13 protein-coding genes are annotated in these 10,142 nt (G+C 52.8%); 3 read left to right on the top strand and 10 right to left on the bottom strand.

The genetic code is table 11. The annotated features are described in order from the left end of the window. Positions 1–4: 4 nt before the first annotated feature. The 10 genes from flgK to O3276_RS19585 all read right to left on the bottom strand — a co-directional run bounded on the left by flgK (position 5) and on the right by O3276_RS19585 (position 8,336). Positions 5–1,663: a flagellar hook-associated protein FlgK gene (gene flgK / locus O3276_RS19540; RefSeq protein WP_269672819.1), complete on the bottom strand. Its 1,659-nt coding sequence runs from the start codon at positions 1,661–1,663 to the stop codon at positions 5–7. Further along, positions 1,660–1,938: a hypothetical protein gene (locus O3276_RS19545; RefSeq protein WP_269672820.1), complete on the bottom strand. Its 279-nt coding sequence runs from the start codon at positions 1,936–1,938 to the stop codon at positions 1,660–1,662. Before O3276_RS19545 ends, flgK begins: the two co-directional genes overlap by 4 nt. Before the next feature lie 13 nt (positions 1,939–1,951). Next, complete coding sequence (locus O3276_RS19550) at positions 1,952–3,025, bottom strand: flagellar basal body P-ring protein FlgI (RefSeq protein ID WP_269672821.1); 1,074 nt, start codon at positions 3,023–3,025, stop codon at positions 1,952–1,954. Between the two features lie 23 nt (positions 3,026–3,048). Next, complete coding sequence (locus O3276_RS19555; protein ID WP_269672822.1) at positions 3,049–3,747, bottom strand: flagellar basal body L-ring protein FlgH; 699 nt, start codon at positions 3,745–3,747, stop codon at positions 3,049–3,051. 12 nt (positions 3,748–3,759) lie between these two features. Then, complete coding sequence (gene flgG, locus O3276_RS19560) at positions 3,760–4,542, bottom strand: flagellar basal-body rod protein FlgG (RefSeq protein ID WP_269672823.1); 783 nt, start codon at positions 4,540–4,542, stop codon at positions 3,760–3,762. A 13-nt stretch (positions 4,543–4,555) separates the two neighbouring features. Next, positions 4,556–5,281, bottom strand: coding sequence for a flagellar hook-basal body complex protein (locus O3276_RS19565; RefSeq protein ID WP_269672824.1), 726 nt, complete (start codon positions 5,279–5,281; stop codon positions 4,556–4,558). A gap of 31 nt (positions 5,282–5,312) precedes the next feature. Then, positions 5,313–6,527 (bottom strand): flagellar hook protein FlgE, encoded by a 1,215-nt coding sequence (locus tag O3276_RS19570; protein ID WP_269672825.1) that lies wholly within the window; start codon positions 6,525–6,527, stop codon positions 5,313–5,315. 38 nt (positions 6,528–6,565) lie between these two features. After that, positions 6,566–7,243, bottom strand: coding sequence for a flagellar hook assembly protein FlgD (locus O3276_RS19575; protein ID WP_269672826.1), 678 nt, complete (start codon positions 7,241–7,243; stop codon positions 6,566–6,568). A 55-nt stretch (positions 7,244–7,298) separates the two neighbouring features. Beyond that, on the bottom strand, positions 7,299–7,733 hold the full coding sequence (gene flgC / locus O3276_RS19580; protein WP_269672827.1) for a flagellar basal body rod protein FlgC: 435 nt from the start codon (positions 7,731–7,733) through the stop codon (positions 7,299–7,301). A gap of 219 nt (positions 7,734–7,952) precedes the next feature. After that, positions 7,953–8,336, bottom strand: a complete 384-nt coding sequence (locus O3276_RS19585) for a flagellar basal body rod protein FlgB (RefSeq protein WP_269672828.1) — start codon at positions 8,334–8,336, stop codon at positions 7,953–7,955. A gap of 190 nt (positions 8,337–8,526) precedes the next feature. On the opposite strand from O3276_RS19585, the gene flgA reads away from it, so the two are divergent. The 3 genes from flgA (at position 8,527) to tnpA (ending at position 10,141) form a co-directional block, all read left to right on the top strand. After that, on the top strand, positions 8,527–9,258 hold the full coding sequence (gene flgA, locus O3276_RS19590; RefSeq protein ID WP_269672829.1) for a flagellar basal body P-ring formation chaperone FlgA: 732 nt from the start codon (positions 8,527–8,529) through the stop codon (positions 9,256–9,258). After that, a complete protein-coding gene (locus O3276_RS19595; RefSeq protein WP_269672830.1) occupies positions 9,258–9,674 on the top strand; it encodes a hypothetical protein in 417 nt (138 codons plus the stop codon). Before flgA ends, O3276_RS19595 begins: the two co-directional genes overlap by 1 nt. 236 nt (positions 9,675–9,910) lie before the next feature. After that, the gene (gene tnpA, locus O3276_RS19600; RefSeq protein WP_269672831.1) at positions 9,911–10,141 is read left to right on the top strand and encodes an IS66 family insertion sequence element accessory protein TnpA; all 231 of its coding nucleotides are present in this window, start codon (positions 9,911–9,913) and stop codon (positions 10,139–10,141) included. The last annotated feature ends 1 nt before the right edge of the window (position 10,142 follow it).

The following is a 10,142-nucleotide window of genomic DNA, read 5'->3' on the forward strand; positions in this document are numbered from 1 at the left end:
GGTCTCACCGACAAACTGCCAGCAATTCATCAATAATCATCTGACTGGTTCGTAACAGGCGTGCATTGGCCTGGTAGAACTGCTGGAATCGCAGCAGGTTAGCCGCTTCTTCATCCAGATTAACACCACTGAGACCCTCCCTCTCGGCAACCGCAGCCTGATATAAACTCTGACTGGTTTTCTGCTGTCGTACAGCGGAAGCCGTCTGGTTGGCAACAGACGACTGAAGCAAAATATTAGCTTCCAGTACATCAGGAGAGCTCGCAGAATCACCGTTTAAACAGCCAAGCAGTGCCAGCAGATTCCGGTTGTCGCCGGGGCCTGAGCCTTGTGCCGCAAACGCCAGCTGCTCAGGGTCGTTAAGGACAATACTCAATTGTGTGGCTTCATGGCGCCAGGGCGTCAGCAGGAACTGATCATTGATAGCCGGTGTTCCTGTCAGGTGAATGGTAAGGCCATCAATGGTAAAAGGCGTCGCTGCCGTCAGGCTGCCACTGAATGATTGCCCGTCCGACAGCCTGGTTACACGACATTGATCAGAAGCCGTAAATACCAGCTGGTATTCCGATGGCACCAGCCGGGAAATATCGCCGATTGCAACGGTCAATGCCTCCGTCCCCGAAACCGTTGACGGCAGGACCCGCTGCTGCATGGCCGATGTCGAGTTGATATCCTGAAACAGTGGCTTACCTTTATCACCGACCAGATCAACACCCAGCTCCAGCTGTGAATTCACTTCCGAGGCCAGCACCACCGCCATCCGCCCCAGCTGATTGATGACCGGCATCAGCCCATCCCGATGGAGCTTTTGCAGCCCTGCCAACTGGCCCTGTTGCGGTGTGACCGGAACAGCGACGCCCGGGATATTGACCATCACATCGGGGTTCGTTGGGTCAGCAGCGTCCGGGTTGATACTGAGGTCAAAATACTGCGTGCCAATGATCAGGGGAATCGCCCCCTGGCTGGATGGAATCACCAGGTTAACGGCATTATTGCTGTTGCGATAAACCTCCACCGATACCTGTTCAGACAGCTGGTTAATCAGGTTGTCCCGCTGGTCCAGCAGGTCCGCACAGTTGCCATCGCTGATTTTATGATTGGAGCTATTGCCTTCGATGATCTGTTTATTGAGATCAGCAATGGCCGCACCCAGCCGATTGGCCTCGGTGATCACATTGCGGATCTGACTGGTCCGTTGTTGCGAGATGACCTGCAGCTGCTGACCCAGGGTATGAAAACGGTCCACCAGTTGTCCGGCACTGCCCAGCCATTGCTGGCGCAAGGGTAGAGACTCCGGGCGTGTTTCCAGCCGTTGCAGGTTGCCGATAAAGCCATTGAGCACCCGGGTTAACCCGGTATCATCCCCGCCGAGCAACTGGTCCAGCTGAACCATGGGTACGGCAAAGCTGTCTGCCATTGACTGGCTGGCACTGGCGCGAAACACCTGGTCGTTAAGATAGTCGTTCGATACCTGCATCAGATAAAGCACTCTGACGCCACCCAGTTGGTTCAGCAAACCGCCCCAGTGGCTCTGCTGGGTAATCAATACGGGTTGACGTCGACTAAACCAGGGGGTTTCGGCATTGGCAATATTATGGGCGGTATTATTTAACAGAATATCGGCAGTATTTACCCCGCTAAGCCCGATATGGTTGACGGTCATGGCTGGTCACCGGACAGTTTTTCCGCCAGCCGGTCCGCCAGACACTGTGCCAGCAACGCCCCGGCAAGTTCGTTCTGGAACAGTGATGCTGTGCCGTTGTGCTCTTTGCCGGCGAACAGTCCTGAGGTTTTCTGCAGATGACGGGTCACTTCCCCCAGCAACACCCGCATAAATTCACTGGATGATGCTTCAAAATCCCCGGTGCTGGTGGTGAGCGACCTGCCAGCCCCCACATCAATAGGCAGGGTGGGATGGGACAACGGCGTGATAAGCATGGCAAATCTCCGATTACATGATCACCAGTTCTCCCTCCATGGCCCCGGCTTCATGGATAGCCTGGAGAATCGAGATCAGATCACTGGGCGTCAGTCCGGCACTGTTCACCACATTAACAATATCGGACAGGCTGGTGGTGGCCGGGACAATAAACATGCCACCGGTTTTTTGTATGATGTCGACGGTGCTTTGCTCCTCGATTTGTGTGGTCCCAAGAGAAAATGGGTTGGGCTGTATCACGCTGGGACGCTCCATGACTTTCACGGTGGTGGAACCATTGCTCACGGCGACCGGGCGAATGCGAACATCAGCACCAATAACGATAGTACCGGTACGGGCATTAATCACGACGCGGGCCGGCATAACGCCCTGTGGAATATCCAGAGTTTCCAGCATGGACAGAAATGTCACCCGATGATTCTGTCCCGCAGGGACCGTGACTTCAATCTGGCTGCCATCCACTCCCCGGGCAATATGACTGCCAAAGTGATCATTGATAGCCTTGACCAGTAAACGGCTCTGGCTGTAATTCTGCTCCCTGAGATTTAATCGTACGACACCCGACGTTACTTCCGGGGGAATGATCGACTGTTCAATGGTGGCACCTCCCGGAATGCGTCCGACCGTCGTTGTATTGATACTGATCTGGGTGCCGGTAGCGCCCTGGGCAGACACTCCGCCAACAATCACGGAACCCTGGGCCAGGGCGTAGACCTGGCCATCAATACCCCGTAATGGTGACGCCAGAAGCACACCGCCACGGAGACTTTTGGCGTCACCAATCGATGAAACCATCACATCAAGCGTGGTTCCCGGGCGGGCAAAGGTGGGCAGGTTGGCACTGATACTGACGGCGGCGACATTTTTCATCCGCGGATCACTCCCCGGGGGTAACTGAATACCAAACTGGCGCAGCATGTTGACCATGGACTGACTGGTAAAAACGGTTTGACGGGTCTGATCGCCAGTACCCTGCAAACCAACCACCAGACCATAGCCGATCAACTGGTTTTTGCGCACACCTTCTATATCGACCAGGTCCACCAGACGCACTGCCTGACTGATCGGCGAAAAAACAAGCGTCATCAATAACAGCCAGACCAGCCTGTTCAAAATGGAAACCAGCTGCTGTTCAGAATACGGGAGAGCCAGCCCTGGGTGTTGGCCCGGGCCAGATCACCCCGGCCGGTATAACTGATTTTTGCCTGGGCCAGACGCAGCGAGGAGACCTGGTTATCCTGGGAAACGTCTTCAGGACGGACCACGCCACTGACAAAGATGATCTCATCACCCTGATTAATCCGGACCATTTTGCTGCCCTTGACCAGAAGCGCACCACTGGGCAGCACTTTTTGCACGACTACGGTCACCGAGCCGGTTAGATGGTTTTGCTGGGAGGTCGATGCTTTGCCGCCAAAGTTACGGTTGCCGTTGAGTTGCATGTCCAGTTTCGGGTAATTTTTCCCGAACAGCGTGGGGGGCGCTATGCTGGCAGTGGCCTCTTTGCCCAGACTGGTATTGGCCTTTTTACTGGAGATGGTCATCTCCTTCAGGATGACGGTCAGAATATCGCCCGGACGATAGGCTTTCAAATCATCAAAAAGGCGCATACTGGTGGCATAAGTGTAAAGACTGCCCGGTGCCGGTGCCGGGGGAGCCTCCGGGGCACGGGTAAGCACGGGTTCAGTGTCTTCATCGGTGGAATCATTCAGGGGCTGATTCTGCGGCAATATCACCTGACAGCCTTGCAGCCCGATTACCAGCACTGCGACCGGCCAATAAAACGTTGATGTGATTGCTTTACCCATGGGCAATTCCGGTTAACTGCTTTTCACCAGATATTCCTGGGAGTTACTGGCAACGTCGATGGCTCTGGCCTGCATTTCATAAGCCCGCTGAATCATGATCAGATTGACCAGCTCTTCCACCACATCCACGTTGGAGGCTTCAAGGGAAAACTGCCGGATTTCCCCCAGACCATTGGTGCCGGGAACGCTCTCTACCGGCGCACCGCTGGCAGCGGTTTCCAGATAGAAGTTATCGCCGATGGCCTGCAGCCCCATGGGATTCATGAAGTTCACCAGGGAAATCTGCCCCAGAATCTGGGCTTCCGGACTGCCGGGCATGGCGACGGATACCGTACCATCCTGGCCAATCGTGATGTTCCGGGCTTCCACCGGGATGGAAATCACCGGTTCTATAGGCTGACCGGTGGCCATCACGATGTCACCTTCTGCATTGAGCTGCAGCTGCCCGTTACGGGTATAGGCCATCTCTCCGGAAGGCAATTGAACCTGCAGAAAACCATCGCCCACAATCGCCAGATCCAGCGCATTACCGGTATTCTGGATATTGCCATAGGTAAATATTTTCTGGGTGGCGGTGATTCTGGCACCTGTACCGACCTGCAGACCACTGGGCAGCTCATCCGCACCGTTGGCCATCGCGCCGGCCTGTTTCAGGGTGGTATAAAACTGATCCGCGGCCACCACCCGTTCTTTTTTATAGCCATAGGTGCTGATATTACTGAGGTTCTGGGAAGCGGCCATCATTCTCGCATCCTGCAGGGTCAGGCCACCCTGGTTGATCCAGAGACTGTTCATAGGGATTCTCTCATTAGCGACGGGTCAGGTTCAGCAATTCATTGCCTCGTCCGGCCATCTGATCAAAGGCTGATAACATACGGACATGGAGGTCCATGGTTTTTCCAGCTTCCACCACATTCAGGTACTCCGCCATCAGGTCAACATTGCTCTCTTCAAGCGCCCCGCTGACCATCTTAACCCGTGGATCAGGGACTGGCGCACTGCCATCCGCCAGCCTGAACAGGCCATTCGGGCTCCGAATCAGGTTGGCCTCGGGGGGATTGGCAAAGCGGATACGCCCCACCTCTTCAACGTCCTGACTGCCGGCAGGAATGATATTGACCGAACCCTCACTGCCAATGGTCAGCTGACTGAATGCAGGAATGGTCAACGGCCCCGTCTGCCCCATGACGCGGGCACCATTGCCGGTCAACACCTCACCCGTTACGGTCAGACTGAGCAAACCGTTTCGGGTCAGCCCTGCCTTTCCGCTGGCATCCTGCACCACTAACCATCCGGCACCGTCGATGGCGACATCCAGCTGACGTCCTGTGGGTCTCAGAGAGCCGCTGGTAAAATTGGTGGCAGCCTGAAGGGAAAATGCGGGAGCCCGTTGTTGGGCCATCGCCGTCTGTGTCTGTGCCAGTTTTTGGGTAAATACCGAGTCGCCCCGGTAACCGGGCACCGACTGACCGGATAAATTACCCGCAAACACGGACAGGCTTTGCCAGATGCGTTCGGCGCTGGCGGTGGTCATCTGCATTCCGGAAAACATGGCCAGGTGCCTGTCAGGTGAGATTGATCAGTGTTTGTGACAGGACATCTTCTGCCTGGAAAGCCTTGGCGCTAACCTGAAAGTTGCGCTGGGCGAGAATGACATCCGACAGCCCGCTGGCCAGATCCACATTGGACTGTTCAACAAACCCCGCCTTGATAAGGCCCGCACCATTCAGGCCCGATGGATTAAAGAGCGGAGTGCCGGATACCATAGACGACATCCAGGTATTATTCCCATTAACCACTAACCCGTTATCATTGGGAAACGTAGCCAGTGCCACCTGCCCAAGCAGGTATTGCTCACCATTGCTGTAGCTACCCTGCAGAAAACCGTTGTCGCCAAAACTGACCTGGTTCAGGCTGCCCGCCATTTGCCCGTCAACCACCTGGGGACGAAATGCCGAATCGATTGCGAACTGGGTGATGCCGGAAAAGTCCATGGCCACGGGATGGAGAACGGCACCAGAGGGCAGCACCGGTGGTGTCAGTGAAAACTGCGCATCGGCGGGTGTCTGCAACAGGCCTGAGCTGTTGAATGTCAGTTCTTCTGTCGGTCTGATGGTTTGGACGGGCTGTCCATCCAGCTGAAATTCAAGCTGCCACCGATTAATCCCGGTTTTGGTGAAATAGCTACCCAGCGTATGTTGTTCGCCAAGGCTATCGAAAATATTCAGCGCTCCGTACCAGCTGAATGTCCTTGGGTCTGACGGGTTAAGGGCAACCGTCGTACGATTAATCACCGGTTCACTGGCATTGAGGTTAATGGTAGCTGATGCTTTGGTGGTTGCTTTGCCTGGCCGGTTAGCCTGACTGACCTGCAAGTCAACCAGTTTTGAGGTATCAACCGCACCCTGATTATTGACACCAAAGCCCCTGAGGCGGTAACCACTGGGGTTCACCAGATAATGCTCCTTATCCTGTGTAAACAAGCCTGCCCGGCTGAAGAGCTGCTCTCCATTATTGCCAAGAACAAAAAAGCCCTTACCATCAATACCCAGATCAAAGGCATTACCCGATTGCGTCAACTGTCCCTGGGCAAACTCCTGCCGGGTTGCCAGCAGAGTGACCCCGGCCATATCCACCGATGCAGTTCCCGCCTGGGCATAGACATCACCAAGAATCGCCCGAAACGATTTATAACCATTCGTTTCCGAATTGGTCAGGTTCTGGCTGGCTATATCCAGCTGGCTTCGGGCAGCATTCATGCCCGTGATACTGATTGACATAGACGCTTACCTCTCCGATTAGACAACAACCGTCAAGCTTATGGTCGGGTCACGGAACCAATGCTGGACAGTGCCACTGGCTCCATTGCCTCAAGCCTGATCTGCGGTGCCTGATCAGAGCCGTTGAAAACAATACTGTTTGCTTTACTGACCAGTTGCACAGGAACCACTTCACTAGCACCATCCAGGGTACTTTGCAGCCAGTACTGACCATGAGGCAGCGAGCCAAACAGTTGGACCAGGCTTTTCTTTATGGAAGTACCTGGTGACTCATTATGACGCCCCTGATAATGGGCTTCTTTTACCGGGGTACCATTTTGATCGGTGAGCAAAAAATGCAACAAGTGCCCTGTACCGGGCGAAGGAAAGGCCAGGGCTAATTTATTCCCATCGCCATTGAATGAAAAATGGCGGGCATCAATAGCGACCTCCTGACCCAGCAGTGCCGTAGCGCTGGACAGTTGGGCCGTTGCAAACTGATCGCTCAACCGGCTGATACCGGCGTGGATATCTCTTAACTCTGACACGGAAGTCATGGCCGCCAGCTGATTCAGCAGATCACCGCTTTCCATCGGTTCAAGCGGGTTCTGGTGCTTAAGTTGAGTAATCAACAACGTCATAAAGTTTTTACTCAAGGCACTGGAACTGTCGGGGGAAGGCAACGACGAAGCGCTACCACCGATGAAGGGCACTTCGTGTTGAATGGATGAAATCATAGTGATACCCACCTGTCATATCGATTTACAGGGCAGTCTATTCTCGGACAGCCTCCTAGCCATGAACACCGATCAGCTCCAGTGCCTGGCCCTGCATTTGACGGGCGCTGGTGAACACCGAGACAGCTGCATCAAAAGACCGGGCTGCCGAAATCATGGTCGCCATTTCTTCAATCGTGCTGATATTCGGGTAAAACACTTCACCGTTAGCATTAGCCAGAGGATGGCCCGGTTGATAGCGCACCTGGGGAGGTGACTTATCTTTGATAATGCCCGCTACTGCAACGGTAAACGCCGGAATATTCTCTCTGGCAGCGGAGCCAGCATCTACGGTTCTGGCCTGAAGTAACGCTCGCCCCGGCCGCAGCACCTCAGCAGCAGAAGCTGCTGCAACCTCATTGTAAGAGAGCGCCTCGGCCACCAGTGTCATACGGGTTGCCTGGGCGACCATGGCGTAGCCAGACATAGCCTGAACCAACTGCAGACTCATGGGGTACTCACTTCATCGAATTAACAGTTTATGACGTCTATTTTCGGTCAGGCTCCTAGGAGGCTGTCCGAGAATAGTGCCCGTAGCGAGGATGGCAGAAAATTGAGGATAAAAATTTCGTTTTGTGAGGTGAATAGTGGGGCTATTTGCCGAACAAAACGGAATTTTTAGACCAATTTGCTGCCACCGCAGTAGGGCAGTCTATTCTCGGACAGCCTCCTAGCGACCACTGATCACCTTATCAAGCATGCTCAGACGCTCTCGGATTAACGATATGCTGATATTGTATCCGGCCATCGACTGTGCAAGTTTTGCCTGCTCCAGTGCCAGAGATACATCGTTACCATTTTCCGAGGCAATACCGCCTGAATTTTTAAAGGCAATGGATAACTCAACATCCGCCAGTTGATTTGGGGTGATATGCCGTTTGTCTGAGACCGACAAATCCTGAGATAAACCATAAGCCGAATGGTAAAAGTTCAGGTTAGCCTCAAGTGCCCGGTATTGTGGTGTTTCAATATTAAAAATATTGCCTGACTGGATGGCAATCTGAGAAGCTTCTGAGCTGTGCAACTCTTGGGTGTATACCCATGGCCGACTCAAATGAAATCAACATACAGGCTATCTATTCGTCTATATTAAGTCGTGTGTAAAGAGTAGTACGTTGTCGTAAAAAATGTATTTATTTGTCACATATTTTATTCTCGACAGGAAGTTATCAATCAGTCGTCGTTTTGTGTTTTCCCTGTGTCTGTGCTTACTCAATATTCCCAATATTGCAAACGCCCATACAGTGTCATGTACGAATACCAGCCCGCAGTCAGATCAATCAGATAAGAGTTTTGATCAAAGGGTTCAGGAGGAGGTCATCATTCAACTCTGTGAGCATTCGCGCTTATTGGCTAAACGTTTTAACGGCCGTAATCCCCGGGTGGTTTTGCTGCATAAAGAACGCTGGCAGCAATTGCCAGACTGTCCGGTAACACCGGATATCCGCTTCTCTGCCATGGCTCAGAACGGTAAACTGCCATTATTGATCAGCTGTCCTGATCATCTCGGCACCTTCCCGGAACACCGCTGGAAACAACGGCTGGCGGTCAGAGTGGATTTTGACGTATCGGTATTGCTTGCCGACAGGGATCTGAACCGGGGCGAGGCGTTGTCGGGGCCAGCATTGTCGGGGTCAGGACAGCCGAGGCTGAAAACATCAAAAGTCCGTTTGAGTTCCCTGAAACCGAATGTATTTCAGGATAATCCTTCCGGATACATCGCTACCCGAAAGATTAGTGCCGGCACTGTGATTACCACCGATATGGTAAAAAGGGCCACTGCTATCCGTCGGGGGCAGCATATAACCATTGTTGTTCAATCAGAAAATATCGAATTAATTACCACCGGTGTCGCCATGGAAAGCGGCCATATCGGTGATATTATCCTGGTCCAGAAAGAAAATGGCAGACCGTTCAAATGCCGGGTGATCAATGAAGGCGAGGTAAGCCCGGTTGAAGGGGAGAGGCGGTCATAATGTCCGATGATGAGTCTCAAGACGATGGGGGCCAAAAAGAGAGTTCGCAACCTTATCAGTTACTGCAAAATCTGGAGAGGCTGTTGAGCCTTCAGGCCCGGGAAATAACCCGAAAAAATATTGAGTCAGTGGTGCACTTATCAGGGCAATGTGCTGATATTTGCCAGCAGTTAGAACCCATCTTATTAGCATCACGTCAGGATAAAATAACAAGTGCCAGTCCTGTTCAGGTGCTTGAAACAGAGCGATTGATCCGGTCGTGCCGGGCACTGCAACAGAGTAATAGCCATCAACTGGCGAGACTGGCTGATTATTGCAATGCGTTTATAGAGTTGCTCCGTGGGCCGCCCTTATCCTACGGTAAGAATGCGACTGTCAGATATCAGTCCAGTCGTAATACTTTGTGCAAATTGTAAAATAAAAAAGAACACCAAAAAGATTTTAAAGCCACAACAATCAAATATTTCGTCCTTTTGCTGATAAAAGTGTATTCAGAGGTCTCTGGCGATTTCACCATTTGGCTCGAACAGGGTTTAAATCGACATAGGCCATAAGCAGAGCCGCTTCGTCGAGCAGCGCCTGGCTTTTGTAACGTCCTTCCCGGAACGTAACCGCCAAAATAACCCAGGTCCTATCCCGCTGAGATTTGATCGTGGATCATAAAGCCTCTGATTACATGGAGGCTCCGATGACCATACCAGAAACCACTAAAGAACAATGGCTGCAACGGATCGAAGCCTGGCATGACTCCGGGCTTAGCCAAAAAGCCTGGTGCCGACAAAACGGCGTCAGACCATCACAGCTTGGTTATTGGAAAAAGAAGCTGTGTGAAGGCATCTCAAGAATAAGCCGATCCGGCGGGGTTGGCTATTACGCTGGTTAAA

Source organism: Endozoicomonas sp. GU-1 (assembly GCF_027366395.1).
In the GTDB taxonomy this organism is placed as follows: domain Bacteria; phylum Pseudomonadota; class Gammaproteobacteria; order Pseudomonadales; family Endozoicomonadaceae; genus Endozoicomonas.

Coding starts and splice junctions, on each gene's coding strand:
- flgK (WP_269672819.1), bottom strand. CDS start 1,663: ATGACCGTCAACCATATCGGGCTTAGCGGGGTAAATACTGCCGATATT.
- O3276_RS19545 (WP_269672820.1), bottom strand. CDS start 1,938: ATGCTTATCACGCCGTTGTCCCATCCCACCCTGCCTATTGATGTGGGG.
- O3276_RS19550 (WP_269672821.1), bottom strand. CDS start 3,025: ATGACGCTTGTTTTTTCGCCGATCAGTCAGGCAGTGCGTCTGGTGGAC.
- O3276_RS19555 (WP_269672822.1), bottom strand. CDS start 3,747: ATGGGTAAAGCAATCACATCAACGTTTTATTGGCCGGTCGCAGTGCTG.
- flgG (WP_269672823.1), bottom strand. CDS start 4,542: ATGAACAGTCTCTGGATCAACCAGGGTGGCCTGACCCTGCAGGATGCG.
- O3276_RS19565 (WP_269672824.1), bottom strand. CDS start 5,281: ATGACCACCGCCAGCGCCGAACGCATCTGGCAAAGCCTGTCCGTGTTT.
- O3276_RS19570 (WP_269672825.1), bottom strand. CDS start 6,527: ATGTCAATCAGTATCACGGGCATGAATGCTGCCCGAAGCCAGCTGGAT.
- O3276_RS19575 (WP_269672826.1), bottom strand. CDS start 7,243: ATGATTTCATCCATTCAACACGAAGTGCCCTTCATCGGTGGTAGCGCT.
- flgC (WP_269672827.1), bottom strand. CDS start 7,733: ATGAGTCTGCAGTTGGTTCAGGCTATGTCTGGCTACGCCATGGTCGCC.
- O3276_RS19595 (WP_269672830.1), top strand. CDS start 9,258: ATGTCCGATGATGAGTCTCAAGACGATGGGGGCCAAAAAGAGAGTTCG.